Origin of the sequence: Litchfieldia stipae, assembly GCF_014837155.1 — a bacterium.
Lineage (GTDB): Bacteria > Bacillota > Bacilli > Bacillales > Bacillaceae_L > Litchfieldia.
Map to the genome: position 1 here is coordinate 113,112 of NZ_JACYHA010000003.1, position 26,316 is coordinate 139,427.

General features: G+C 35.8%; 29 protein-coding genes and 1 pseudogene. All 30 read right to left on the minus strand.

Going from position 1 to position 26,316, the window contains the following annotated elements:
* Positions 1-47: 47 nt before the first annotated feature.
* Entirely contained in the window at positions 48-809 is a 762-nt protein-coding gene (locus F7888_RS04680; RefSeq protein WP_191777695.1) for a FliA/WhiG family RNA polymerase sigma factor, read from the minus strand.
* Between the two features lie 37 nt (positions 810-846).
* Positions 847-1,344 carry a chemotaxis protein CheD gene (locus F7888_RS04685; protein ID WP_191778204.1) on the minus strand — a complete coding sequence of 166 codons (498 nt, stop codon included), beginning with the start codon at positions 1,342-1,344 and terminating at the stop codon, positions 847-849.
* A complete protein-coding gene (locus F7888_RS04690; protein ID WP_191777697.1) occupies positions 1,331-1,972 on the minus strand; it encodes a chemotaxis protein CheC in 642 nt (213 codons plus the stop codon). The genes F7888_RS04685 and F7888_RS04690 overlap by 14 nt, the downstream gene beginning before the upstream one ends.
* A gap of 4 nt (positions 1,973-1,976) precedes the next feature.
* Positions 1,977-2,441, minus strand: a complete 465-nt coding sequence (locus F7888_RS04695; RefSeq protein WP_191777699.1) for a chemotaxis protein CheW — start codon at positions 2,439-2,441, stop codon at positions 1,977-1,979.
* Between the two features lie 25 nt (positions 2,442-2,466).
* Entirely contained in the window at positions 2,467-4,524 is a 2,058-nt protein-coding gene (locus F7888_RS04700; protein ID WP_191777701.1) for a chemotaxis protein CheA, read from the minus strand.
* A 14-nt stretch (positions 4,525-4,538) separates the two neighbouring features.
* A complete protein-coding gene (locus F7888_RS04705) occupies positions 4,539-5,615 on the minus strand; it encodes a protein-glutamate methylesterase/protein-glutamine glutaminase (protein WP_191777703.1) in 1,077 nt (358 codons plus the stop codon).
* Between the two features lie 15 nt (positions 5,616-5,630).
* Positions 5,631-6,497 (minus strand): MinD/ParA family protein, encoded by an 867-nt coding sequence (locus F7888_RS04710; RefSeq protein WP_191777705.1) that lies wholly within the window; start codon positions 6,495-6,497, stop codon positions 5,631-5,633.
* A complete protein-coding gene (gene flhF / locus F7888_RS04715) occupies positions 6,490-7,641 on the minus strand; it encodes a flagellar biosynthesis protein FlhF (RefSeq protein ID WP_191777707.1) in 1,152 nt (383 codons plus the stop codon). Before flhF ends, F7888_RS04710 begins: the two co-directional genes overlap by 8 nt.
* Positions 7,638-9,674, minus strand: coding sequence for a flagellar biosynthesis protein FlhA (gene flhA / locus F7888_RS04720; RefSeq protein WP_191777709.1), 2,037 nt, complete (start codon positions 9,672-9,674; stop codon positions 7,638-7,640). The genes flhF and flhA overlap by 4 nt, the downstream gene beginning before the upstream one ends.
* A gap of 34 nt (positions 9,675-9,708) precedes the next feature.
* Entirely contained in the window at positions 9,709-10,791 is a 1,083-nt protein-coding gene (flhB, locus tag F7888_RS04725) for a flagellar biosynthesis protein FlhB (RefSeq protein ID WP_191777711.1), read from the minus strand.
* 3 nt (positions 10,792-10,794) lie between these two features.
* The gene (gene fliR, locus F7888_RS04730) at positions 10,795-11,571 is read right to left on the minus strand and encodes a flagellar biosynthetic protein FliR (protein ID WP_191777713.1); all 777 of its coding nucleotides are present in this window, start codon (positions 11,569-11,571) and stop codon (positions 10,795-10,797) included.
* A gap of 4 nt (positions 11,572-11,575) precedes the next feature.
* A pseudogene (gene fliQ / locus F7888_RS04735) lies at positions 11,576-11,845 on the minus strand (flagellar biosynthesis protein FliQ).
* Positions 11,846-11,863: 18 nt separating this feature from the next.
* Positions 11,864-12,529, minus strand: coding sequence for a flagellar type III secretion system pore protein FliP (gene fliP, locus F7888_RS04740; protein WP_191777714.1), 666 nt, complete (start codon positions 12,527-12,529; stop codon positions 11,864-11,866).
* Positions 12,526-13,194 carry a flagellar biosynthetic protein FliO gene (gene fliO / locus F7888_RS04745; RefSeq protein WP_191777716.1) on the minus strand — a complete coding sequence of 223 codons (669 nt, stop codon included), beginning with the start codon at positions 13,192-13,194 and terminating at the stop codon, positions 12,526-12,528. Before fliO ends, fliP begins: the two co-directional genes overlap by 4 nt.
* Before the next feature lie 33 nt (positions 13,195-13,227).
* Positions 13,228-13,590: a response regulator gene (locus F7888_RS04750; protein WP_191777718.1), complete on the minus strand. Its 363-nt coding sequence runs from the start codon at positions 13,588-13,590 to the stop codon at positions 13,228-13,230.
* A gap of 20 nt (positions 13,591-13,610) precedes the next feature.
* Positions 13,611-14,819: a flagellar motor switch phosphatase FliY gene (gene fliY / locus F7888_RS04755; protein WP_225228606.1), complete on the minus strand. Its 1,209-nt coding sequence runs from the start codon at positions 14,817-14,819 to the stop codon at positions 13,611-13,613.
* Positions 14,812-15,810 carry a flagellar motor switch protein FliM gene (fliM, locus tag F7888_RS04760; protein WP_191777719.1) on the minus strand — a complete coding sequence of 333 codons (999 nt, stop codon included), beginning with the start codon at positions 15,808-15,810 and terminating at the stop codon, positions 14,812-14,814. Before fliM ends, fliY begins: the two co-directional genes overlap by 8 nt.
* Before the next feature lie 43 nt (positions 15,811-15,853).
* Positions 15,854-16,279 carry a flagellar basal body-associated protein FliL gene (fliL, locus tag F7888_RS04765; protein WP_225228607.1) on the minus strand — a complete coding sequence of 142 codons (426 nt, stop codon included), beginning with the start codon at positions 16,277-16,279 and terminating at the stop codon, positions 15,854-15,856.
* The gene (locus F7888_RS04770) at positions 16,269-16,493 is read right to left on the minus strand and encodes a flagellar FlbD family protein (RefSeq protein ID WP_191778208.1); all 225 of its coding nucleotides are present in this window, start codon (positions 16,491-16,493) and stop codon (positions 16,269-16,271) included. Before F7888_RS04770 ends, fliL begins: the two co-directional genes overlap by 11 nt.
* A gap of 64 nt (positions 16,494-16,557) precedes the next feature.
* Positions 16,558-17,514 carry a flagellar basal body rod protein FlgG gene (gene flgG / locus F7888_RS04775; protein WP_191777723.1) on the minus strand — a complete coding sequence of 319 codons (957 nt, stop codon included), beginning with the start codon at positions 17,512-17,514 and terminating at the stop codon, positions 16,558-16,560.
* An 87-nt stretch (positions 17,515-17,601) separates the two neighbouring features.
* Positions 17,602-17,988 (minus strand): TIGR02530 family flagellar biosynthesis protein, encoded by a 387-nt coding sequence (locus tag F7888_RS04780; protein ID WP_191777725.1) that lies wholly within the window; start codon positions 17,986-17,988, stop codon positions 17,602-17,604.
* A 9-nt stretch (positions 17,989-17,997) separates the two neighbouring features.
* Complete coding sequence (gene flgD, locus F7888_RS04785; protein WP_191777727.1) at positions 17,998-18,435, minus strand: flagellar hook assembly protein FlgD; 438 nt, start codon at positions 18,433-18,435, stop codon at positions 17,998-18,000.
* A 10-nt stretch (positions 18,436-18,445) separates the two neighbouring features.
* Positions 18,446-20,047: a flagellar hook-length control protein FliK gene (locus F7888_RS04790; protein ID WP_191777728.1), complete on the minus strand. Its 1,602-nt coding sequence runs from the start codon at positions 20,045-20,047 to the stop codon at positions 18,446-18,448.
* Between the two features lie 135 nt (positions 20,048-20,182).
* Entirely contained in the window at positions 20,183-20,764 is a 582-nt protein-coding gene (locus F7888_RS04795; protein ID WP_191777729.1) for a MotE family protein, read from the minus strand.
* Between the two features lie 9 nt (positions 20,765-20,773).
* Positions 20,774-21,217, minus strand: coding sequence for a flagellar export protein FliJ (gene fliJ / locus F7888_RS04800; protein ID WP_191777730.1), 444 nt, complete (start codon positions 21,215-21,217; stop codon positions 20,774-20,776).
* A gap of 5 nt (positions 21,218-21,222) precedes the next feature.
* Positions 21,223-22,539 (minus strand): flagellar protein export ATPase FliI, encoded by a 1,317-nt coding sequence (gene fliI / locus F7888_RS04805; protein ID WP_191777731.1) that lies wholly within the window; start codon positions 22,537-22,539, stop codon positions 21,223-21,225.
* 3 nt (positions 22,540-22,542) lie between these two features.
* Positions 22,543-23,310, minus strand: a complete 768-nt coding sequence (gene fliH, locus F7888_RS04810; protein WP_191777732.1) for a flagellar assembly protein FliH — start codon at positions 23,308-23,310, stop codon at positions 22,543-22,545.
* Complete coding sequence (fliG, locus tag F7888_RS04815; RefSeq protein WP_191777733.1) at positions 23,303-24,319, minus strand: flagellar motor switch protein FliG; 1,017 nt, start codon at positions 24,317-24,319, stop codon at positions 23,303-23,305. The genes fliH and fliG overlap by 8 nt, the downstream gene beginning before the upstream one ends.
* Before the next feature lie 13 nt (positions 24,320-24,332).
* Complete coding sequence (fliF, locus tag F7888_RS04820) at positions 24,333-25,940, minus strand: flagellar basal-body MS-ring/collar protein FliF (protein WP_191777734.1); 1,608 nt, start codon at positions 25,938-25,940, stop codon at positions 24,333-24,335.
* 60 nt (positions 25,941-26,000) lie between these two features.
* Positions 26,001-26,306, minus strand: a complete 306-nt coding sequence (gene fliE / locus F7888_RS04825; RefSeq protein ID WP_191777735.1) for a flagellar hook-basal body complex protein FliE — start codon at positions 26,304-26,306, stop codon at positions 26,001-26,003.
* Between the last annotated feature and the right edge of the window lie 10 nt (positions 26,307-26,316).

Here is a 26,316-nt window from a genome sequence, read left to right on the forward strand (position 1 = left end):
AAAAGACCGCTCCACGGTGTTCTTGTCTATTCTCCCAAGCTGATATTTTAATGGGTATTGGTTAGATATTGCTTTAATTTGAATAAAGCCTTTGAATGGATTTGCGAAATTCTAGAAGTAGATAAGTTCATAACCTGACCAATTTCAGTTAGTGTAAGTTCTTCATGATAAAATAAACTTACGACCATTTGCTCATTCTCATTTAATTGTTTAATAACATCTACTAGTTGAGACATTTGCTCTTTTTTCATTAAGTCTTCTTCTGGTGTTAATGAAGTATGATCCTTAATTGAAAACTCAATTCCTTCATTACCATCACCATTTGAATGTTGTTCATCCATTGATAAAACATTAGCGAAAAATCCCTCATTAATTGTATTTAATACATCTTGCTCACTTAGACCAAGTTCATTAGCAATTTCTTTTGTCGTGATATTTCTCATTAGTTTTTGCTCTAATTTTTGTGCAGCTACTTCAATTTTTTTCGCCTTATCACGCATGCTTCTTGGTAACCAATCTTCTTTTCTTAAGCCATCAAGAATCGCTCCACGGACTCTGAACGAAGCATAGGTGTCAAATTTCAAATCTCTGGAAGGATCAAATTTCTCAAGGGCATCATACAATCCGATCATACCAAAGCTCTTTAAATCATCGACACTTACACTTTTGGGCAAACCTACAGCGATTCGTTGAACATGGTAGGCCACAAGTGGCATGTACTTTCTAATCAGGACATCACCCGCATGAGAGTCACGTGTGTCAATCCATTGCTGCCAATATACTTGATCATCTGCTACCATCTGTGACATTGTATTCCTCCTCATCATGCCCATAGACACGTTCCAGTTATATGGATTTAACCCCTTGGTTGACAGTACGAATTGTTAAAGAAGTAGTGACGGGATCAAATTCAATAGTTCTTCCAAGATTTCCCCCAACATCAGATGAAAGCAGAGTCACCTTAAATCGAGTTAATTCTTGTAGAACTGCTTCTACATTTCGCGGACCGATTCTCATCATATCACTGCCTGATAGATTGGGGAACATTTGTGCTCCACCGGCTATTTTTGCTTGTAAGCCATAACTTCGTCCGCCTCTACTAACGATTTGCTTAATCAGTTCCTCAATCGCTGTATCAGCATATTTCGCAAGATTTAGCGTCCCGGTCCTTGCTAGTGAAGAGTCCGGAAGCATCACATGTGCAAGTCCAGCTATTGCTTGTCTTGAGTCAAATATGACGACCCCAACACATGAGCCTAAACCAGAAGTTCTGATCGTTTGGGGAGAAGTAACCACGTTCATATCTGCAATACCCACTTTAATAATTTGGTCAACTTGTCCCATCATTATTTACCCCTAGAGAATGAAAAAGCTTCTCAAACGAATCTGGGTCAGGTAATAGGAAAAAATGGCCTTTCACATAATCCTCATCATCAAATTCATTAATTGCAGCATCTATAATGATGGCGTAATCACTCACTTGAGACAACTCAATTAGACCATATCCAAGGATTGCACCAACCATGTCAATTGAGACTGCTGGTACAGTAGGATACAGATTTAAATTAGTGAAGTCTGAAAGTGATGACAAATATGAGCCAGACAATATGTTACCTAATTCCTGTAATGCAGATAAACCAAGTTCAGAAGATATAAGTTCTTCATAGGAAACATGCTCTTCCCCAGTTAAATATTGAATAAATCTTGAAGCTTGATGAAGTGAAAGGACAAAAAACATACTCCCAGGTGCGTCTCCTTCAATTCGAAGAAATACACTTGCTACAATATGATCAGGACCTCCAACTAAATCCATCATCTCATCGAAGGAGAGTACTCGTACAACTGGCACCTTCATATCAATTTTTTTATTCAATAATGTAGAAAGTGCTGTAGCCGAATGACCAGCACCTATATTACCGATTTCTTTTAAGATATCAATGTGTTTAGGCTTAATACCATTGAAATAAGACATATTTCTACCCGATAACCATTTCCGATTGATGATTTACTTCTAACACCTGTTCAAGATTCAAAAGAATAAGTAAACGATCATCAATCATTGCAACACCATCAATATAATCCACCTTTACTGCGCCAACAACGTCTGGCTGTGGTTCAATAGAGTCACTTGGTAAGTCTAATACATCATTAGCAGCATCTACGATTAGACCTACTTCATAATCTTCCTGGGTAATGATAATAATCCTAGTATGGTCAGAATACGGACGCTCATCCATATCAAAAAGTTTTCTCAAATCTATAATCGGAGTAATCACTCCACGCAAATTAATGACACCTTTTATAAATTTTTTTGTCCGTGGTACTCGCGTAATCTTTTGAAGTCGCTCAATCGAACGAACTTTTTCAACAGGAATGACATATTCTTCATTTTCTAATTCAAACACAATCACTTTAGATGCAACCAGTTCCATTTCATTCATAATCATCTCTCCCTTCTTTCATCTCTTATTTAATCAATGAGTTACAATCGATAATTAAAGCAACTTGTCCGTCACCTAAAATTGTCGCACCTGAGATAGCAAATACTGTTGATAAATAATTCCCTAACGATTTAAGGACCACTTCTTGCTGACCAATGAATGAATCTACAACAAAACCAGCAATTTTATCTCCTTTTTTGACAATAACAACAGACATATATTCTGAAGTCTCATCTTGTGGTGTGACTTCGAACAGTTCTTCAAGGAATACTAATGGAATGACTTTATTTCTAAAGTTAATCACACGTTGATTATGTGCACTTAGGATGTCACTTTTCTTTATTATTGCTGTTTCAATAATAGATGAAAGTGGAATTCCATATTTCTCTTGCCCAAGTTCAATGAGTAACACTGAAATGATTGATAGTGTTAATGGCAGCTGGATAAAGAACGTAGAGCCCTCTCCTTCAACTGAGTCAATCGTAATTGATCCACCTAAAGTTTCAATTGTACTCTTTACCACGTCTAATCCGACACCACGTCCAGACACATCCGAGATTTTGTCAGCCGTAGAAAATCCAGATGAAAAAATAAGGTCGTATACCTGTTTATCTGTTAAACTATTAGCTTCAGAATCTGATATAATTCCCTGTTTCTTGGCTTTTCCGATGACTTTGTCCCGATTAATTCCCGCACCATTATCTTGGATTTCAATGAATACGTGGTTACCACTGTGATATGCCTTGAGAATCAGTGTACCTTCCTCAGACTTGCCCGCGGCTTTACGTACTTCTGGTGTTTCAATTCCATGATCTAATGCATTACGGATTAAATGCACTAGCGGATCACCAATTTCATCAATAACAGTTCGATCTAATTCAGTTTCTGCTCCAATAATTTGAAGATCAATTTTTTTATTTAGATCTCTTGCCAGCTGACGTACCATTCTAGGAAAACGATTAAATACTGTATCAACAGGAACCATTCTCATATTTAGAATAATGCTTTGTAAGTCACCTGAAATTCTGGACATTCTCTCAACCGTTTCTGTCAAATCGGTATGAGTTAATTCACGAGAGATTTGTTCTAAGCGACCACGATCAATGACTAATTCTTCAAATAAATTCATTAAGATATCTAGTCGCTCAATACTTACACGAATTGTTTTATTATTAACATTTCCTTTTGCCTGTGTTGTCTTTTGTTGTTCGTTCGTTTCTTTTTGAATTGTCGCTGGAGTTAGCGTTGTTTCTTCTTCCTTCACTGCTTCAAGGGTTACTGCTACTTCATTATTCTCTGCTGGAATAGCGATATTTTCTAATGAGATTGTATTTATTTCAACCGTATCTACTTCTGAAACCTTCATGATTCTATTTTTCAGTTCTTCTGGCAATTCCATAGAAATGAACGACACTTTAAATTGATGGTCAAAATTTTCCTCTTCAAGCATATCTACACTTGGTGTTGTCTTAATGACTTCCCCGACTTGCTCAAGTACCTCAAAAATCATAAAAACACGCGCAGCTTTTAGAACGCAATCTTCTCTTAAGGAAATAGCAATTTCATATATATGAAAACCTTGTTCTTTCGACTGTTGTAATACTGTCAATTCAAATTCATCATAATTTGAAGCTTCCTTCGTAGTGCTTGTTTTTACATTCCCGGCAACTTCACTTTGAGTCGCTGTATCCTCTTCTAAGCTCTCTCCCTTCTCAATCTTCTTTAAGAGAGCCACAACATCTGAAACATCCTTTTTACCTGATCCACCTTCAGCAATAGAAAAAATCATTTCTTCTAGGTAATCAACTGATTTAAATACGACATCTAGAATCTGAGATGTTACCTTGATTTTATTATTACGAATTCCATCTAATACATTTTCCATTTGATGAGTCAAATTAGCTAAATCTTCATATCCCATAGTAGCTGACATACCCTTTAATGTATGTGCGGAGCGAAATATAACATTTACGATTTCTAGATTATCTGGATTTTTCTCTAATTCTAATAATTGTTCATTACACATTTGAAGATGTTCTTTACTCTCATCAATAAACACTTCTAAGTATTGACTGATATCCATCTAACTCCACTCCCTTACTTTCCGATATATTTTAGGATCACGTCTGCAATATTATCGACATTCGCAACCTCATCTACAAGGTTTGTTTCAATGGCCATCTTTGGCATTCCAAAAACAACCGATGTTTGTTCTGATTCTGCTATAGCTGTTGTGCTTCCGGATTGCTTTAGTGAGATCAATCCTTTTGCCCCATCAGAGCCCATCCCAGTCATAATCACTGCAATTTTGCGATAATTCGCTAATTGACTCACTGACTCAAACAGGACATCAACAGCAGGTCTATGACCATTTCTCAAATCAGAATCATCTAAGTGAATAGCTGTTACTGTACCAACTTCTTTGATTTTCAAATGATGTCCACCAGGAGCGATATAAGCAACCCCATTCTTCAAAAGTTCCCCATTCTCTGCTTCTTTGACACCGATATCGGATATCGAATTTAATCGCTTGGCTAAAGAATTCGTGAAACCCGCTGGCATGTGCTGAACAATTAAGATTGGAGCTGGAAAATTGCTAGGAAGTTTCGTCAATACCTGTTGAAGTGCTCTTGGTCCCCCAGTTGAGGTACCGATGACGACAAGCTTTCTCTCAATTCCTTTCTTCATCGAAACTAGTTCTTTTTCACTATCATCTTTATTATTATACGATAATTTTTCAGGTTGTAGTGGTTTTATAAGTGTAGATATATTAGCTTTCTTTGCATGAAGAACTTTGCTAATAATTTCATCCTTCACTTTGTGTAAGTCTAATGAAATTGCCCCTGATGGCTTTGTAATAAAATCAATGGCTCCATATTGCATGGCAGTAATTGAGTTTGCCGCGCCTTCATTAGTGGTACTTGATAACATAATAACGGGAAGCTGGTATCTTTCCATTATCACTTTTAACGCTTCCAGCCCATTCATGACTGGCATCTCTACATCCATCGTAATAACATCTGGTTTTAAGGTTTGCAATTTCATTAAACAATCTTCACCGTTGCGAGCAGTTCCTATGACCTCTATCAATGGCTCGGAGGTTAGGATGTCTGTTATTAGCTTCCTCATAAAAGCAGAGTCATCAACGACAAACACTTTAATCCTTTGATTCATGCTCTCTAACCTCCTTTACCTTTTTGAAATTAGTTGACGTAGCTTGAATATAAAAGGCGTATGTTCCTTATTCTTTTCTTCTTGCGATAAGGTCGATAAGCGATAGTTCTTAACAATCTCACGCATAGATTTACTTATATTTGATTTCGGTGAATAGAACAAAAAAGGCACTTGACTCTTTACCGCTTTACTCACATTCTTATCCTCAGGTAATGAACCTAATTTAATCGTATCTTTTAATAAAAAGTGCCTTACCGCATGATCAATTCTTTCAATTGTTGCTATCCCCTCTTTTTCAGAATGTGCTTTATTAACAATTAAATAAAAGGGGATATCTTTTGTATATGCACAAATATGTTTCATTGCTGAATAGGCATCAGTTATTGCTGTTGGTTCAGGTGTTGTAATAATAAAAATCTCGTCAACTGTTAACAAGAACTGTAGGTTTTCTTCAGATATCCCAGCTCCCATATCAAAAATCAAACAATCATACTCCGGTAATATTCCATTTAACTGATTCACAAAAAAATCAAATTTCTGCTGATCAAGTTTAAATAACCCAGATAAGCCAGTTCCACCTGATATATAGGAGAGTTGATCTGGTACATGTTTAATGATTTCACGTAAACTAAGTTGTTTTTCAAACATATCAACAAAGGAATATGATGATGAAACTCCCATCAAGATATCGATATTACCCATTCCGATATCCATATCAAATAATAGAACCTTTTTACCTGATTCTGAAAGAGCCAACGAGAAGTTCAAAGAGAAATTGGATTTACCGACTCCCCCTTTACCACTGATGACTGCAATTGTTTTTGTTCTTTTTGGTCCTTTGTTTTTAAACTGATTACGAAGATTTTCCGCTTGATCACTCATTGCCAGCTACTCCAAATAAAGTATTTACAACGATTTCTGGTGTCGCTGTTTGTATATCATCTGGCACATTTTGTCCAGTTGTGATGTAAGCTGCACCAATCCGATTTTTTATCATAAAGTTAACCATTTGACCAAAGTGCTCCGTCTCATCAGTTTTTGTAAATATAACTCTATCAATGTCAATCACTGAGAACTGCTTATAAATAGTCATCATGTCTGAATATTTTGAGGTCAAACCAAGAACTAAGAACGTTTCTACTTCCTCATTGAAATCAATAATTTCCAGCAAATCTTTCACATACTGTTGATTCCTGAAATTTCTTCCTGCCGTGTCGATTAAAATAAGATCAAAATCAGAAAATTGATCCTTAGCTTTTTGAAAGTCCTCTAAGTTATAACTGACTTCAATTGGGACGTTTAGTATTTTTGCATAGGTTTTTAATTGCTCAATGGCAGCAATTCTATACGTATCAGTAGTAATAAAAGCAACTTTCTTTCCATCCTTTAGAATCGCTTCAGCCGCAATTTTTGCTAAGGTCGTTGTTTTACCTACACCTGTAGGTCCAACAACACTAACATATTTCTTCTTGTAACTAATCCCCCCAAAAGGGAGTGCGTTTAATTTTTGAACTAACAAGGAGTGTGAAAGCTCCTTCAGTTCATCCGTTGTTAATTCCTGCTTATTTTCATACCACTTTTCTAAGATTGCTGTAATTAGTTCTTTTCGAATTGAAGCATCAATTTCCTGATCTTCTAAAAACATACTTACACTTTTAATTGGAAGTGGATAGTGATCTGAAAGCTCATCTGAATTCTTTTGCAAGCTCGTAATAATTGACTTAAGTTCAGTAATTTGATTCATCATTTCCAATGAAGGCTTTTGATTCTCATCTTTCAATGGAGCAGCGATGTTTCTATTCTGTTCCTTCATCGTACTTTTTGTTAATGTTACTTGCTGTTTTGGCTTTTGAACGACTGAATCAACGGCTGCAATTACCTCAATATTCTTCTTTCGAAATAGGCCTAGAAAACCATTCTTATGAACAACTTTTGAATTTAAGATGACGGCTTCATCCCCTAATTCTGATCGAATCATTTTCATTGCTTCAGGCATTGAAGCCGCTTCATACTTTTTCACTTTCATTCAATATTCACCACCCCGATACTTTGAATCTCTACATTTGCTTCGAGCTCATTATATGAAAGCACAGGTACTTGAGGAAAATATCGATCAATTAACTGTCTAAGATACATTCTTACAGCAGGTGAACATAACAGGATCGGTGCTTGCTCTTGAAGTGATAATTCTTCAAGCTGTCTTGCGATTGCTTCTATTATATTTTGAGACATTACAGGATCCAATGATAAATAATTTCCATGCTCTGTTTGTTGAACTCCATCGGCAATTGCTTTTTCAATTTTCCCAGAAACTGTTACTACTTTCATGATATCGCCTTGATTCACATAACTATTTGTTATCTGTCTTGCAAGTGCTTGTCTTACATATTCAGTAAGTAGGTCAGTATCCGTAGACATCTTTCCAAAATCAGCTAATGTTTCAAATATGATTGGAAGATTTCTGATTGATACTTTTTCTTTAAGCAGCTTTGCCAACACACTTTGCACATCTCCAATTGATAATGGCGTTGGAGTTACCTCTTCAACTAAAATTGGATGAGATTCTTTCAAATGGTCAATGAGTTGCTTTGTTTCTTGACGACCAATTAATTCATGTGCATTTGATTTAATGACTTCTGTAATATGTGTTGATACAACTGATGGTGGATCAACAACTGTATATCCAAACATTTCTGCGCGATCCTTCATTTCTTCAGAAATCCATTTTGCTGGTAAGCCAAAAGATGGCTCAATTGTATCAATTCCTTCTATTGAATCATCCTCAATTCCAGGACTCATCGCTAAGTAATGATCTAACAAAAGCTCTCCCCTAGCAAATTCATTTCCTTTTATTTTTAAAATGTATTCATTCGGCTGAAGCTGGATATTATCTCTAATTCGTACAACTGGAATAACAAGTCCTAATTCGATCGCTAATTGACGTCTAATCATGACAATCCGATCTAATAAATCTCCACCTTGATTAGTATCCGCTAATGGTATAAGACCGTAGCCAAACTCAAATTCAATTGGATCTACATTAAGTAAGTTAACAACACTCTCTGGACTCTTCATTTCATCAGCATCAATTTCTTCTTCAACTTCTTGTGGCAATTGCTCTTCTTCATTCGCAGATTTACTTATTTTGTATCCTCCAAATGCTAGAAGTACAGCGATTGGAATAGTTAATACAGGGCCAATCGGAGTAAATAGACCTAATAAGAAGATTGTACCGGCTGTTACATATAACATCTTTGGATATGCAAATAATTGTGATGTGATATCAGAGCTTAAATTCCCTTTAGACGCTGCTCTTGTTACTACTATTCCCGTAGCTGTTGAAATTAATAGTGCAGGGATTTGACTGACGATCCCATCTCCAACAGTCAGCATTGTGAATTTTTGTATAGCTTCTGCAAAGCTGAGACCCATTTGTGTCATCCCAATAATAAATCCAAATAGGAGATTTATTAATACCATAATTATCCCAGCTATGGCATCTCCTTTTACAAATTTACTTGCTCCATCCATTGCCCCATAGAAATCAGCTTCTGATGAAATTTTTTCTCGTCTTTCTCTTGCATCCTTCTCCGAAATGAGACCAGCATTTAAGTCCGCATCAATCGCCATTTGCTTACCAGGCATCGCATCTAATGTGAAGCGTGCAGCTACTTCTGAAACACGTTCTGAACCCTTTGTAATAACTACGAATTGGATAACAACTAATATTAGAAAGACAACAAACCCAACTAATACATTGCCACCCACAACAAAGGTACCAAATGTTGCAACAACTTCCCCAGCTTCTCCTTTACTCAGAATCGACCTTGTTGTTGATACATTTAGCCCTAAACGAAATAATGTTAATAATAAAAGTAAAGATGGAAAGATTGAAAATTGAAGGGGTTCTTGCATATTCATTGACGTAAGAAGAACTAACAAAGCAAGAGAAATATTAATAATAATAAATACACTTAGCATCCATGAGGGAAATGGGATAATAAGCATAGCTACTATTAATATTACGCTGAGTAGTACTGATAAATCTCTTGCTGACATTTGATTCTCTCCTTAGTGTTTACATTTATGAGGATTATATCTTTTGTTTTAACCTATAGACATAGGCTAGTATTTCGGCGATAGCTTTAAAGAATTCTTCTGGTACAATATCACCAATTTCAGTTTGACTGTATAGAGCTCTAGCCAATGGAACGTTTTCTACCGTAACTATATCATGTTCTTTCGCTAGTTCTTTAATTTTTTGTGCCATAAAATCAACACCTTTTGCCACTACATAAGGTGCATCAGCTTTATTTTCATCGTATTTAATGGCAACTGCATAGTGAGTAGGGTTTGTAATGATAACATCCGCATTAGGTACATCCTGCATCATACGTTGCATGGCCATTTCACGTTGCCTTTGCTTAATTTTCGATTTAATTAGAGGATCACCCTCTGTTTTTTTATACTCATCTTTAATATCTTGCTTTGACATACGAATGTTTTTCTCAAAATCATATCGTTGATACAAATAATCTAATACAGATAAAAACAATAAGGCTGCAGCTGAAAACAGACCCATTTGCACTGTAACTGAAGCGATTGTTTGTAAAGAATGACCAATTCCAACTTGTGAAAGCCTTAAAATATCATTAAGATTGTACCAAATGACTGCAAAGGCAATCGTTCCAATAAAGCCAATCTTAAGAATCGATTTAAGCATTTCAACAATTGCTCTTATCGAATAAATCCGTTTAAATCCTTGAATTGGGTCTAGCTTGTTTAATTTCATTTGGATCGATTCAGGTGCAAATAAAAAACCAACCTGCATTAGGTTTGCAGCAACACCTGCGACTAAAGCGATACCCATAACGGGGCCAAGAATGATAGCTGCCTCAAGGCTAACCTCTAAAAAGATTTGTTCGATTCTTTTTTCAGTCAAATCCAACAGCATATATTCCTGAAAAGAATGCTTAAAAAGTAAGAGCATTTTATCCCTCATAAATCCGCCTACAAATAAAAGAAGAAGAAACACTACTAGAATTAAGATTGCCGTATTTACATCCGCACTCTTCGCTACTTGACCTTTTTTTCTGGAATCCTGGCGTTTTTTGGGTGTTGCTTTTTCAGTCTTTTCACCAGCAAAGTACTGTAAGTCTAATCTGACAAGAAACATGAATTAACGTCCCCCTAAATACCCCATTAATGTTCGCATTGTATAAATCATTGTCTCAAATAAGTCTTGGACAACCATAAACATGGCTGAGAGAACCAGTATGAGAACAATGAAGCTCACTGCTATTTTTAATGGTAAACCGACCACAAACACATTTAATTGCGGCACCGTTCTAGCAACAATTCCAAGTGCAACATCCACTAGAAATAGCGCTCCAACAACAGGAATGGCCATTTGAAAGGCAATAACAAACACCTTATTGAATGTTGCTACAATATATTCGACAACACCTTCGTCACCTAACGGAAGCGATACTTGATCTATGGGTATAAATTGATAACTATAGAATATCCCATCTAAAAGTAAATGGTGGCCATTTAAACTAAGTAATAATAACAATGCGAATGTATATAAGAATTGACCGACCAATGGTGACTGTGCACCCGTTTGTGGGTCGATGACATTGGCAATCGCAAAACCCATTTGAAAGTCGATAAAAGCTCCAGCAATCTGAATGACAGCTAAGATCATATAGGCAACCAAACCAATTAATAATCCAACTAACGCTTCTTTAATAATCAGCATATAAAAGAACCCATCTATACTTATTGCTGCAGGACTCATTGTAAAAAACATAATCCACGAGAGAAAAAAAGCTAGTCCTAAACGATGTTGAATAGGGATTGTCCGATATGAAAATAATGGCAGGGTTGCAAAAAAGCTAGATACACGCACGAGCATTAGTAGAAATGCAGGGAAATTAACAAATAATTCTCCCATTTACCTATCCTACAAATCGGGTTAGATTACTAAAAATATCATGAGTATATGACAGCATACTTGATAGCATCCATGGTCCAAAGAAGATTAGTCCTTATAAGACGGCAACAATTTTTGGCACAAATGCTAATGTTTGCTCTTGTATTTGTGTTGTTGCTTGAAAGATACTAACAAGCAAACCAACAGCAAGCGCTAATAAAAGCAACGGACCACAAATGATAAGGATGGTATAAACTCCTTTTTCTGCTAATGAAACAACAAATTCTGAACCCACCAAATCCCCTCATTTCTTTTAAAAGCTCTGTAACAATGATTTAACAATTAAATACCAACCATCTACTAAAACAAATAATAAAATTTTAAACGGAAGTGAAATCATAACCGGTGGTAACATCATCATTCCCATTGACATAAGGACACTAGCAACAATCATATCAATGACTAGAAATGGAATAAAAATCATAAAGCCAATTTGAAATGCTGTCTTAAGCTCACTTATGGCAAACGCTGGCACTAGAGCTGTTAATGGTATTTCTTCAATTGATTGTGGTGCTTCACTTCCCGTGTAACTTAAAAACAGTGCTAAATCTTTCTGTCTCGTGTGTTTGCTCATAAATTCTTTAAAAGGAATAGCTGCCCTTTCGTATGCCTCTTCCAAATTGATTTCGTCATTAAACAATGGTGTTAACGCGACATCGTTTACCTCTGATAACACTGGTGTCATAATAAAAAACGTCAAAAATAGTGCAAGTCCCACTAAAACCTGATTGGGTGGCATTTGTTGTGTTGCTAGTGAAGTTCTTACAAACGACAACACAATGATGATCCGAGTAAAGCTAGTCATTAATATTAAAATACTTGGTGCAATTGATAAAACAGTTAGCAAAAGGAGCATTTTAACAGATGTCGCTACATTTTCCGGGGCACTATTATTATAGAACTCCATAAATTCGTTCATTCTTTTTTAGTCCCCTTCTTTTCAAACTGCTGCATGATCTTTTTACGATTATCTGAAAGGTCTGAAAGCTGCTCTTTCAACAACGTGATAAATTGATCATTGCCTTTGTTTTCATGTTCGCTCGTCTGCTTTCCTGTTAATTTCTTAAGTATATTGATTGGTTGGACGATTTGATCTTGATTGTTAAATTCATCCACGATCTCATTTACTTCATCCTCATTATTGATTTCCTTTAATAAAGTAATTGACTCACCAACACCTAAAACCAGAATTTCGTTACCAACCTTCACCAGTTGTAAGGAGCGATTAGTTCCAAGACTTGTACCACCTAGATTCTCCATAAACCTTTGCTGACTAAATAATTTATTCCGTTTATTAACAAATTTCAAAATAAAATACATTAATAGTAGTACAAACATTAGCGCAAAAATCATTTTAAAGAAATCCCAAGCTGTTATTTTAGGTCCTTCAGTAATTAATGGGTCAACTTGTTCTTCTTGCGGAGCAGGGGCGGGAATGGTACCTTGATCCGACTCTGGCTGTTCTTGATTTATTGGTAATCCTTCATAAACACTTTTATCTCCTGAATCATCTGCATGCACATCAGAGATAAAAAAGACTACTATTAGTACAATCCATAAAATGACTTTTGATTTCGAAATCAAGTCCGTCCCTCCCTCCATGAGAAATTAAGTAACTTAGCTTAATGTTTTATTAATCGCCTCTAGTACACGATCAGCTTGGAATGGTTTTACAATGAAGTCCTTCGCTCCAGCTTGGATTGCATCAATAACCATCGCTTGTTGCCCCATTGCTGAACACATAATTACCTTTGCATTTGGATTCATTTTTTTGATTTCCTTTAATGCAGTAATTCCATCCATTTCAGGCATTGTAATATCCATCGTTACTAAGTCAGGCTGATGCTCCTGATATTTTGCAACAGCTTGTGCTCCATCTGCTGCTTCTGCGACAACATCAAAGCCATTCTTTGAAAGGATATCCTTAATCATCATTCTCATGAAAGCAGCATCGTCTACTATTAAAATTTTATGTGCCATTATTATTTCCCCCAATTAGATTATTTTAAATTCTTAATTCGATCCCTTTGGCTAATGATATCCGTTACTCTCACACCAAAGTTCTCATCAATAACAACTACTTCCCCTTTTGCCACAAGCTTATTATTAACCAGAACGTCAACTGGCTCACCAGCTAATTTATCTAATTCAATAATAGAACCAGATGATAGCTCTAAAATTTCTTTTATTGAACGCTTTGTTCTACCTAACTCAACTGTTACCTGTAAGGAAATATCTAAAAGCATATCAAGATTGTTTGTTTCAGCTTCAGGTAATTTTGTCGGTTCAAATGATGAGAAAGCAGCTGGTTGAATCGTAGCTGGCTCAGAGAAATGACTTCTACCGCCACCCAAATGCTGTGGAGCATTTTGATGTGCATTAGGTATTTCCTGAGTGACCTGTTGATTCTGAACGGGTGCTACATGATTGTTGTCATATGAATATGAATGAGACGAGTCATATTGTTGCTCTTGAGTGACTGGTTCTTCATACAAGGTTGCTGAAGCCTCTGCAAGTCCACTTGGGTTTAATAATTCATTCACTAAGTCTTTTGCGAATTCAATTGGAGTAAGCTGCATTAGACTTGAATCAATTAAATCTCCAATTTTTAATCTGAATGAAATTTTTGCCAAAATCTCTTGATCAGGGATGTTATCCGTACCAGTGTCCTCGTTTATATTAAGCAAATCAATTCCAGGAGGTGAAATGTCTATTTTCTTACTAAACACAGTTGACATACTTGTCGCTGCAGACCCCATCATTTGATTCATCGCTTCTTGAACAGCACTTAATTGGATTTCTCCTAGTAAGTCTGCTGGATTCCTACCGTCTCCACCTAACATCAAGTCAGCAATAATTGCCGCATCACTTTGTTTAATAACCAGTAAATTGGCTCCTGAGAAACCTTCTGTATAACTTACTGTTATAGCCACATAAGGATGTGGGAATTCGTCTGAGAGCTTATCTTTTTGTAGTACGCTCACCGTAGGTGTTGTTATTTCCACTTTCTGATTTAATAATGTAGACAAAGCAGTGGCAGAGCTCCCAAAAGAGATATTCCCAATTTCCCCTAAAGCGTCCTGTTCCATTGGTGTTAAATAGGTATCAACTGAGGGGGTGGACTGACCTTCTGTTTCATCATTGTTGTCTAAGTTACTCGTTCCATTTAAAAGAGCATCGATTTCATCTTGTGATAGCATATTACTCATTTGTTTCTTCCCCCCTCTTATACTGATCAAGTATCTGTACTGCTAGCTTTTTATTTAATTTCCCAGCTTGTCCATAAAACTTAGGCTCTTCTTCAACCTTAATTATCAGTGGCGACTGAATCGACTGATCTAATTGGATAACATCACCGATTGAAAGCTGCATAAATTCATTAATGGTTATATTAGACTCACCAAGCTGTGCTGTAAGCATTAAATCAGCATGCTTAATCTTCTTCTCAATTTCAATAATTTCTTTCGTGTTCTTTTCTTTTGTTTTTGACTGCATCCAATAATGTGCTGATAGCTTAGGAATAATTGGTTCGAGTACAATATGTGGAATACATATATTGATCATCCCACTAGTATCACCAATTTGAGTATTTAATGAAATAACTACAACCGTTTCGTTTGGTGATACCATTTGTAAGAATTGCGGATTCACTTCAAAAGCAGACAATATTGGATCGATTTCAGCCACATTACTCCAAGCTTCTCTTAGCGTTTCAAAGGCTTTTTCAAACATATTAGTCATTAACGTTGTTTCAATTTCAGTTAATGAATCTACCTTATTTGAACTACCTCCTCTTCCACCTAACATTCGATCCATCATTGAATAAGCAATGTTTGGGTTCACCTCAACTAAAATTCGTCCATCTAGTGGTGGCACCTCAAATACATTTAGGATCGTCATTTTAGGAATGGAGCGAATAAACTCCTCATATGGAATTTGGTCAGCAGACGCGACAGTTATTTGAGTGTAAATTCTTAACTGTGCTGAGAAATAGGTAGTCAGCAGCCTTGCGAAATTCTCATGAATCCTTGTTAAACTTCTAATTTGATCCTTGGAAAATCTTAATGCTCGTTTGAAATCATAGACCTTTACTTTCTTTTCGGTCTCTTCCTTTTTTAGTTCATCTGCATCCATTTCTCCTGTTGAAAGAGCAGATAAAAGCGCATCTATTTCATTTTGTGATAAAACTTCTCCAGACAATGATGTCACCTCCTATTCACCTATAAGTTCCTAATGATAGTTATTATTGAGGAAGAAAGGAGGTTGCATATACTTTTACAACTTTACCTTCTTGCATTAGTTCGTTAATACGTCCCTCTAATTTCGACTCAAGTGTAGCAATTCCACCTTCGCCTTTAAATTCTTCAGATCTCATATCAGAGAGTTCTTTAATGATAAGATTTTTAACTTGAAATTGTCTTTTTTCCAATTCTTCTTTTGCTTTCTTACTATCAGTTTGTATATTAAATGAGATACGTAAATAGTCATTGCTTAATAATTTAGTTGTAATTTCTGGAACCTCGACAGTTGCCGCTAGTACTTCATCAATACTTGGCTCCTTTTGTTCAGTTTCCCCAGTAAACTTAGTAAATACAATAAAAGCTGTTGCTGCTACTAGGGTAATTGCACCTAAGATAATAAACATAACTGTAATTAACTTATTCTTCAAAGCGATCTTCCTCCAAATGTTTATGAAGTCCGAGAATTTGAATGCTGCGATAGAAATTAACAACACTGAGCATAACATCTCCCTCAGACTCTCGCACTACGAACTTCTTTCCATTTGTTAACGTAATGGTTGTATCTGGAAAGGATTCAATTTGCTCAATATATAATGCATTAATGATAAAGCTTTTTCCATTCAATCTAGTTAAAGTTACCATATTGTATTTGAAAGATAGTCTGGTAATAAAAATCATCACCTGACTATCTCTACCTCCTTACGGTTTATCGTTTCAGATTAACAAGCTCTTGTAAGATTTCGTCTGAAGTCGTGATAATCTTAGTATTCGATTGGAAACCACGTTGAGCAACAATCATTTCCGTGAATTCTTCAGATAAATCAACATTTGACATTTCAAGTGCACCTGAAAGTAATGAACCTGATCCGTCAGACCCTGGAGTTAGAAGTTCAGTAATTTGAATTCCCGGCTCTCCGTCACGGTCTAATGTGCCAGAATTACTTGTTGCTCTAAATAAATTCCCTCCAACCTTTTCAAGACCACCATCATTTGCAAAATTAGCTAACTTAATTTGACCTGCCATTCGTAATTCTCCGTTTTCATTCACGAACGATACTTTTCCATCCGGGGAAATACTGAAGCTCTTTGCCGTCATTGGAATTTGAATCAAACCTGCATCAGCACTTAAATCTTCTGTCCACTCAGCTGGATCACTAGTTGTTTTCTCACCTGTTTGTCCAATTAAATATAGTCCTTCAGCCGTTACAAGGTAACCATCTTGATCCATATAGAAATTTCCTGCGCGAGTGTAATTCAGTTCAATCGCCTCATCAATTGCACCAGTAATTTTGTTATCACCTGCAACTCCATTTGAATCAATATTGATATTAGCTAGATCTTTTATCGCACCTACAGCAAAAAATCCATCTCCAGCAATCGTTAAATCCAGCATTCTAGAAGTTGTTTGAGTTGATCCACCAGTATGAATCGTATCAATGGATGAAATCGCTGATCCTAAACCAATTTGCTTAGCATTGATTCCACCTCGAGTCTCAGTTGCTTGTGTTGCTCCAGCAACTTGCTGACTCATAAGGTCTTGAAACGTTACTCTGCTTTTCTTAAATCCATATGTGTTGACATTGGCAATATTATTGCCAATTACATCAAGCTTTGCTTGAAAATTTTTCATCCCACTAATACCAGAATACATTGAACGTAACATAATTCATTCTCCTCTATTATGTGTATTTAGTTGCTTCTATCAGTCAGCAACTTTTCAGCCTCCAAAAATAGGTCCAGCTGTTAAATTTTAATCTAATATAATTGTTCCATTTATATTTGTGAAAATCTGTGACTTCGCCTCAGTACGATCCATTGCTGTAATGACCGTATTGTTTTTGGCATTGATAATAAGTGCTGCGTCATTCGTTAGTACTAGTGAATCATTAATTCCCTTTGCTCTTGCATCCTTTAAGAGTTCACCGATTCTTGTCCACTCACTTGATTGAAGCGATATATTGCGTTCATCTAATCGTTTTTGTGCATGCTTACTTACTCTCAGTTCTGGGATTGTTACATTTTTTAGAATTTCATGGAAATTGTCTGTTTTATTTAACTGATGATTTGTGCCAGCTTTATTTTGTTTCTGTGCCAATGATAAGGGATGTGTTTGATATACGTGAACTCGATTATTCATGGTACCAACCTAGTTTTCCTTATCAGAAACTTGACTTACCTTTGTGATTAATGATGATGAAATCGTTCGTCCATCCTCTAATTCTAATATAAACTCTTTCCCATTTTGTGAAACTGATTTAACCATTCCCTTATCGGTTGACTCACTAGACGCACTAGTCCATTCAACCTGCTTCCCAATTAACTCACTGTATTTAATAAGTGAATCATAGGGATTACTATTTAGATGCTTTTCTAACAAAGATGTCATATTTGTCATTTGTTCTAATGTTGAAAAGTTAGCCATCTGTGAAATAAATTCTTTATCCTCCATTGGTTTTAACGGATCTTGGTTTTGTAATTGCACCATGAGGATTTTCAAAAAATCATCTTTACCTAACGTACTTGAGCCTGTTACAGTTCTTGGTTTTTGATTTAAATATAAAGATGAATCTATAGTGTTCGTCATATAAATTCTCCTAAACTTGTAAATTAACAATCTCTTCTAATAAATGGTCACTAAAAGCATCTTCTGTTTTGTTCAACTCAGACTCATTCTTTCTACCTGACTCATCTTGCTGCTCTTTTTTTGTTCCAGATTGATCTGAATCTTTAAGCAATCCTTGATATTGCTCTTGAGAGTATGTTTCTAATCGATCAACTGTTATATTTTGAGCAGAAAAATGTGCTCTTAGTTGAGAAATATTTGATTCAACCAATTCTTGAGCTGCTTTTGATGCAGTAATAATTCTCGCAGTGAATTCTCCATTGATCTGTGATAATTTTACGATTACAGAACCTAGATGATCTGGTTTGAACTTAATCACCATCTGTGAATGACCATTTGTAGTTGCTCGAAACTTGCCAGCATTCACGATATCGTAGAATTGCTGGATGAATTCTTGTCTTGTTTTTGCTTGTGATTCAGTAGAGTTTTGTCCTACATGAATGACAAATTGTTGAATCTTCGTCATTGGTGTATTCTCCGAATGTAAAACTGGTTTGCCAGTTTCAATTTGACCACTTGAAGCATCTAATGATTGAATAGCTGCAGTAAGAATATCAGAAATCATTTTTGCTTGATCATTGTTTTTTGTTGCTAATGATCCTTGCTTACTTATATCAGGTAACAATTGTTCAACGATCCCATCAAATTCCTGGATAGCTTGATTACCTTTATTATTATTCACCTGTGAAGATTCTAAATTGATTCTTCTTAATAATTGTCCTAGGAAAGCAGCAGCTGTTCCTTTTTCAATACTTAACTGTTCTATTTTTTCGATTAGTTTTGAACTCACAGTTTCTATATCAGGTAGATTCTCTGTCTCTGTCGGAAGAATCTCCTTTACTAGTTGTGAAAGTTTGTTGTAGGTTAGTTCAACATCCTCATTTGAATGTAATGGACCTATAGGCGTTGCTTGCATAGGTATTTCAATCCGATTGTTCATTAAAGGATCTTCTACAATTTGTTCTTGTACTTGATTTGAAGCTTTAATTTCAATGATTTGAGCGACTTCTTCTACAACCGGTTCGCTAATCTCATGATTAAGCAATTGATACACTCGATGATTACTTATATTGTTAAGCTTTGTTGGCAGCTTGGTATCCGCCACTTCTGATAATAATGGTAATTGATTACTTACATCAGTTAAGAGAGTTGAGAACTGATTGTGAGTAACATCAAATTCTATTTCAAATGCTTCGGTTAAAATTTGTTGAATACCTTCAAATCCTTCAAGACTAAAATCAAGCTCTTCACCTTGCTTCTCAGCTTGAGATAAAGAAATCATCATTCCAAGCAAGACCTCAGGACTAAACTTGAAATCGTTATTTAATTCTTCAACTTCTCCTGCTAACAGAAGTTTTATTGCCGTTCCACTTGATTGAGGTAATCGGTCAAGAAGATTAGTTACATCCGACTCATCACCACTATCAGTCAAACCACTATTTTGAATAGTAATAAATAGCTCAGTTAACTCTTCTATAATAGGCTCCATCTCTTGTTCCATAGAAAAAAATGATGGTTCCTCATTAATAATTGGAGACTGATTTTCTGGTTCGTTTTTCATATAATTATTCATAAATAATTCCGCAAAAGAATTTTCTGATGTAGTACCAGCCTGCTTCATTGGCTGTACTGAGTTCACACTGGGTGTAAGATTTAATAAAGAGATTAACCCGTTCAGTTTTTTTCACCTCCTTTCATATACACATCCTTATTCTGCTAATAGCTTAGTAAATTTTGCAGCGTCCTCTGGTGACATTCTTTCAAGAATCGCAGCTAAAGTATTAGTTTTCAATGATGATAGGATTAGCTTAGCTTCGGCATCCTCTAAATTGGGAATGATTAATGCTGCTTTTTTTGGCGTCATTGTTTCGTACAGCTTTGTTATTTCAACCTCAATATTTCGGTCGTCATGTTGCTCTTGCTGTATTGATGTCAACTCAAACTTCACTCTCTTCAACTCTTGATCAAGCGAAGAAATTTCATTTTCTTTTTCTTGAACGATCATGTTTAACTCATCAATGGTTGAATCCTTTTCTTCCATTTTTAATTGAAGATTCTCAATGTTCTTATTTAATCGTTCTTCAGTTGTAATTTTTTCATTTTCACTTTCATCAATGACAAATGACGACACTCCAGGAATCTTTTGACTGATTTCCTTCACCTGACTTACTACGTTAATTCCCGCTCTTTGCATTAAAACAAGTGACAAAATGACTGTAAATAACAACGGTATAAGGAAAAGAAAAATGAACGACTGTATTTTGCTAGATCGTTTTTCTACAACTTCCATAACATCACCCTAGTTACCACGATTTATATATTGCTGAATAGAAATTTCGTCCATAAATTTTGATTCAAATAGATGAATCGATTCCAAGTATGCCTTTTGACTATTGTCGTATATCTTCTCGTACTTTTTTACTTCAATGTTTTTTTCTAATAGCTTATCTTGAACAAACTGCATCTTATTTCGAGCTTTGATCACTAACTTTTGATAATAGGCAATCGTTTGTTCAAGATTTGAGATAAAACTTTGTTGATGGCGCATTTCGTATATACTTAAGCCTTGCTTTAGCTTTTGCTGTTGAGTAGATTCTAGGTCTTCTTTTTTCTTCATAAACGAATATAATTGCTCTGCTACATCTTCAAATTCTGATACAGAAGTTTGATAGTCAGAGAGTATCTGATTTTTTTCACTTTCTTTTATCTTTATCAGTTTTTGAAAATTATTCCGACCGCTCATTTGCACTATTCACCTTTCTCTACTAAACGATATAAGGCGTTTATACTGTCCTCTTTAGTAATTTTCTCAGACGTTGCCTGCTTTAAAAAAGAGATAATATTAGGATAAAATCTAATTGCCTCATCAATTTCACGTGAAGAACCTCTCTTATAGGCCCCAATATTAATTAAGTCTTCTGCGTTCATATAGGTGGATAACATTTCACGAAGTTTTTCTGCATAATGCTTATGTTCGTCTGTAATGATTTGATTCATGACACGACTAACGCTTTTCAAGACATTGATGGCTGGATATTGTCCTTTATTCGCTAAATTCCGATCAAGCACATAATGTCCATCTAAAATACCACGTACAGTATCTGCAATTGGCTCATTCATATCATCACCATCAACTAATACTGTATAAAAAGCTGTAATTGATCCCACCTCATTTGTTCCTGCTCTTTCCAACAGTCGAGGGAGAATAGCAAAAACACTTGGTGTATATCCTTTAGTTGTTGGAGGTTCACCAATCGCTAGTCCAATTTCACGCTGTGCCATGGCTACACGTGTAACAGAATCCATCATAAACATGACATTCATGCCTTTATCACGAAAATACTCAGCGATTGCAGTTGCTGTATAGGCAGCCTTGATCCTCATTAGAGCAGGCTGATCAGAGGTTGCAACGACAACAATCGAATTTTTTAGTCCTTCTTTGCCTAAATCATTCTCAATGAATTCACGAACTTCTCGCCCACGTTCTCCGACTAGTGCGATAACGTTTATATCTGCTGTCGTATTTCTTGCAATCATACCCATTAACGTACTTTTTCCAACACCACTACCTGCAAATATGCCAACACGTTGCCCTTTTCCTACCGTTAATAAACTATCAATCATCCTAACTCCGATTTCAATTGGTTCTTCGATCGGAGGTCTTAACATAGGGTTAGGCGGATCTTGTTCTGTCGGAGCATTTGTTAATCCTTTTGGTAACATGCTCCCATCAAGAGGCATTCCTAAAGAGTCAAGAACACTCCCAATTAATCCTTGGCCAACTTTAATTTCAAGAGGTTTTCTCGTTGCTTCGACAATACTACCAGGAGAGATATCCTTTATATTTGTGAAAGGCATTAATAGAACATTTTCTTCTCTAAAGCCAACTACCTCAGCATAAATCTTTCTCTTCTTATTAGGTCCAATAAAAATGTAGCATAAGTCGCCGATGGAACATTCAGGACCACGAGATTCAATCATTAGTCCCACAACTTTGCTAACTTTTCCATACCTTTTGAAAGGATCAATATATGATAATTCATCGAGGAGCGAATGTACCTTCAATTTTTATTCCTCCAATAGTAGCATTAACAGTTTTTCTTTAATTTCACCTAGTTGGCTATCTACACTGGCATCTACTCTTCCAAAAGAGGATTCTATAATACAATCCGTCTCTTTAAGTTCATGATTTGGATAAATATACAAATCACTTGATTTATTCATAATTGCCATTAATTCATCCTTATTATCTAAAAGCATTTGATGGTTTAATGGGTGAACAGTAATTGAAATTTGAGAATGTTCCTTAACCTCTTTCACACCATTCTTCACAAGGGATAAAAAAGCAGTTTGATCGTCATTAATTTGTTTACCTATTATTTTCTCTGCTATATTCAAGCTTAATGCTAAAATGATTTCTTCTGCAGTATCAATATGAGTAAGCGAATCTTCTTTTGCTTTATTTACAATTTCTTTTGCAAGAGATATTTCTTGTTCATATTCTTCAAAGCCAGCTTGCTGACCTTGTAGAAAGCCTGCTTCAAATCCTTCTTTTCGAGCCTCTTCTATTAATTGTTGTTTTTCTTCGATCCATAACATTTGTTCATGATGAAGCTTGTCTTTATGATGTTGGTATTCACGTTCAGCCTGTTCAATTAGTTGATTCGCTTGATTTTTTGCTGTTTGAATAATGTTAGAAGCAACTTCATTTAATGAATGTTGCTCTTCTTCACTTAAAGCTTGGTTACTCTGAGGAATTGATAAAGTTTTCAATTGGATGACTCGATTTTGTTGTTGATTTCGTTCTGAGGAAAAAGATTTTATGATGTTAGACAATAATATCGTCTCCTCCGCCACGAGCAATGACAATTTCTCCGGCATCTTCTAATCTTCTGATCACTGCAACAATTCGAGATTGAGCCTCTTCAACATCTTTTAAGCGAACTGGCCCCATATACTCCATCTCTTCTTTAAATGTCTCAACCATACGAGCTGACATATTTTTGAATACAATATCCTTAACTTCCTCACTTGCTACTTTAAGTCCAAGTAATAGGTCTTCATTTTCAACATCACGAATAACTCTTTGAATCGAGCGATTATCGAGAGTAACAATATCTTCAAATACAAACATTCGCTTTTTGATTTCCTCAGCAAGCTCAGGATCCTGTATCTCAAGGGCATCTAATATTGTTCGTTCGGTACTGCGGTCAACGCCATTTAGAACCTCTACGACCGCTTCTACTCCACCCGTTTGAGTATAATCTTGTGTAACAGTAGTTGATAGCTTTCGCTCTAAAATTTGTTCTACTTCATTAATAATTTCAGGTGAGGTACTATCCATCAATGCAATTCGTCGTGCAATATCTGCCTGCATGTCAGGAGGTAGTTCAGATAAGATTTGTCCAGCTTGTGTTGGTTCAAGATACGAAAGAATTAAAGAGATCGTTTGTGGATGTTCACTTTGTATAAAATTCAAAATTTGACCCGGATCAGCTTTTCTTGCAAAATCGAATGGCCTTACTTGTAAGGAAGATGTTAATCGATTAATAATTGAAGCTGCCTGTTCTTCTCCTAATGCCTTTTCAAGGACGGTTTTCGCATAACCAATTCCACCTTGTGAAATATAGTCTTGAGCCAATGCAATTTGGTGGAACTCATCTAAGATTTCTTCTTTGGATTTAGAATCTACAGTCCTCACACTTGATATTTCAAGTGTTAATTTTTCAATATCATCCTCTGATAGGTGCTTATATACAGAGGATGCAACATCAGGACCCAACGAGATTAGGAGGATAGCTGCTTTTTGTTTCCCAGATATTTCATTATTATTTTTTCTTACCATTTATAAGCTCCTCCTATTCTTCTGATAACCACGATTTTAACAACTTAGCAAAGTCCTCAGGCTTCTCTTTCGCCATTTTTTCAAGCTGTTTTCTTCGAGTTGAAGCTTCTGTTTCCTGCTCGGCTGTTAAATCAGCAACTTCACTTGAAAAGATTGGTCTTTGTTGACTTACTTCTTCAATATATTCTTCTTCATCTACTTTTGATTTTCTACGGAAGACAATGATTAATAGGATTAGGACAATTAATACTAATGCTCCTCCTACAATATAAATCCACATTGGAAGTTGATTACTGTTTATTCCAGTCTCTTCAAATTGCGGTTTTCCGTTAAATTGTTGAACAGAGACAACTACTTTGTCCTGAAGTTCTTCGTCTGTAAGCGCGACTGAAGCATCATCCTTATTAACAGTTGTACGCACAATTGTTGAAAGGATTTTTGTAATATCTTCAACACTTTGAGCTGATAAAGATTGAACATTTGTTGGGTCTGGTGGTTCTACCATTACTTGGATACCAAGATCGCGAATCTTATATGGTGCTTCTACGATTTCCTTACGAATTCGATTCACATCTTTGTTAATACGTTCCTCAATTCGTTCATAATCACCATTACCATCTGCCGTGCCAGCTGGATAGTTTGCAACATCATCTTCTCCAACCCCAGTCACTCCAGCAGCATCTGCTCCATTTCCGGTATAGGATTCAGTAATTCTCTCTACACTGATGTCTAAACCTTCCATATTTTCATTATCGACAGGTACAACTAAATTCTCTTCTCGATTTTCTTGAGTAAAGTCAAGGTCAGCAGTTACAGACACAATTACTTTATCTTGTCCAATCATCGTTCCAAGCATTTGTTGAACTTGCTTTTGGATATCTCGCTCAATTTCACGCTTTAGTTCAAGTTGTGATGCAACATTTCCTAAATTTGATGAATTTTGGTTATTTTCTATATCAAAGTACTCAAAATTTTGATTAGTAATGACGATATTATCTGTAGGGAGATTGGGAACACTTTTTGAAACTAAATGATATAGTGCATTTATTTGTTGTTGATCGAATTGGTACCCTGGACGAGTATTTAAAACAATTGATGCAGATGCACTATTCTGGACATCATTTAGAAATACACTTGTTTCTGGGATAGTGATCATTACTTTTGCGTCATTTATCCCATCAATCCCCTTAATAAGAGAAGCAATTTCAGTTTGCATTGCTTCCAGCTTTAATACATTAAATTCATTATCAGTCATTCCGAACCCAGCATTTTGGCCAAAAAAGCCATAATCAATTGTCCCAGTATCAGGAACTCCTTCTGCTGCAAGTTCAACCTTCAGTGTATCCACCATCTGTTCTGGAACTCTGATTGTAGAACCATTATCTGCAATTTCTGATTGAATACCTCTTGAGTCAAGAGTTGCTTTAATTTGACCAGTTTCCTGTGGAGATAGGTTACTGTATAAAGGCACAAGACTTTGGCGAGACCCTAATAATGCAAAAACAACAATTAGTGTTATAAGTAATAATACCGAACCAACCATTACTAGTTTTTGAGTTTTAGAGCGCTCGGACCAAAATGTCTTTAATTTAGTTGTATATTGATTTAATTTTTCGTTCAAAATATCATTCCCCCGGCTATTCTCTAAATTCTACAAAGATAATTAATAACCGAAACAAAATTAAACTTGCATTCTCATAACTTCTTGGTATGCTTCTACAACTTTATTGCGAATTTCTATTGTTGTTAATAGAGTTACACTCGCTTTTTCTGCTGTAATCATTACCTCATGCAAGTCTACATTTTCCCCTTTTACTAGCTTTTCGGTCATTGCGTCTGATGCACCTTGAGCTTGGTTCACTCCATTAATTGCATCCTTTAAAAAAGTTGAAAATGCTTGAGTAGCCTCTGAACTAGTAGGCTTATTTATTGGGTTTAATTGGTTAGTTATCTTATATTGATTAGCGACATTAATACGATCTATCATGCTTATTCAC

Coding starts and splice junctions, on each gene's coding strand:
- F7888_RS04680 (WP_191777695.1), bottom strand. CDS start 809: ATGTCACAGATGGTAGCAGATGATCAAGTATATTGGCAGCAATGGATT.
- F7888_RS04685 (WP_191778204.1), bottom strand. CDS start 1,344: ATGGGACAAGTTGACCAAATTATTAAAGTGGGTATTGCAGATATGAAC.
- F7888_RS04690 (WP_191777697.1), bottom strand. CDS start 1,972: ATGTCTTATTTCAATGGTATTAAGCCTAAACACATTGATATCTTAAAA.
- F7888_RS04695 (WP_191777699.1), bottom strand. CDS start 2,441: ATGAATGAAATGGAACTGGTTGCATCTAAAGTGATTGTGTTTGAATTA.
- F7888_RS04700 (WP_191777701.1), bottom strand. CDS start 4,524: ATGGATATCAGTCAATACTTAGAAGTGTTTATTGATGAGAGTAAAGAA.
- F7888_RS04705 (WP_191777703.1), bottom strand. CDS start 5,615: ATGAATCAAAGGATTAAAGTGTTTGTCGTTGATGACTCTGCTTTTATG.
- F7888_RS04710 (WP_191777705.1), bottom strand. CDS start 6,497: ATGAGTGATCAAGCGGAAAATCTTCGTAATCAGTTTAAAAACAAAGGA.
- flhF (WP_191777707.1), bottom strand. CDS start 7,641: ATGAAAGTGAAAAAGTATGAAGCGGCTTCAATGCCTGAAGCAATGAAA.
- flhA (WP_191777709.1), bottom strand. CDS start 9,674: ATGTCAGCAAGAGATTTATCAGTACTACTCAGCGTAATATTAATAGTA.
- flhB (WP_191777711.1), bottom strand. CDS start 10,791: ATGTTTCTTGTCAGATTAGACTTACAGTACTTTGCTGGTGAAAAGACT.
- fliR (WP_191777713.1), bottom strand. CDS start 11,571: ATGGGAGAATTATTTGTTAATTTCCCTGCATTTCTACTAATGCTCGTG.
- fliP (WP_191777714.1), bottom strand. CDS start 12,529: ATGAACGAATTTATGGAGTTCTATAATAATAGTGCCCCGGAAAATGTA.
- F7888_RS04750 (WP_191777718.1), bottom strand. CDS start 13,590: ATGGCACATAAAATTTTAATAGTAGACGATGCTGCTTTCATGAGAATG.
- fliY (WP_225228606.1), bottom strand. CDS start 14,819: ATGAGTAATATGCTATCACAAGATGAAATCGATGCTCTTTTAAATGGA.
- F7888_RS04770 (WP_191778208.1), bottom strand. CDS start 16,493: ATGGTAACTTTAACTAGATTGAATGGAAAAAGCTTTATCATTAATGCA.
- flgG (WP_191777723.1), bottom strand. CDS start 17,514: ATGTTACGTTCAATGTATTCTGGTATTAGTGGGATGAAAAATTTTCAA.
- F7888_RS04780 (WP_191777725.1), bottom strand. CDS start 17,988: ATGAATAATCGAGTTCACGTATATCAAACACATCCCTTATCATTGGCA.
- flgD (WP_191777727.1), bottom strand. CDS start 18,435: ATGACGAACACTATAGATTCATCTTTATATTTAAATCAAAAACCAAGA.
- F7888_RS04790 (WP_191777728.1), bottom strand. CDS start 20,047: ATGAATAATTATATGAAAAACGAACCAGAAAATCAGTCTCCAATTATT.
- F7888_RS04795 (WP_191777729.1), bottom strand. CDS start 20,764: ATGGAAGTTGTAGAAAAACGATCTAGCAAAATACAGTCGTTCATTTTT.
- fliJ (WP_191777730.1), bottom strand. CDS start 21,217: ATGAGCGGTCGGAATAATTTTCAAAAACTGATAAAGATAAAAGAAAGT.
- fliG (WP_191777733.1), bottom strand. CDS start 24,319: ATGGTAAGAAAAAATAATAATGAAATATCTGGGAAACAAAAAGCAGCT.
- fliE (WP_191777735.1), bottom strand. CDS start 26,306: ATGATAGATCGTATTAATGTCGCTAATCAATATAAGATAACTAACCAA.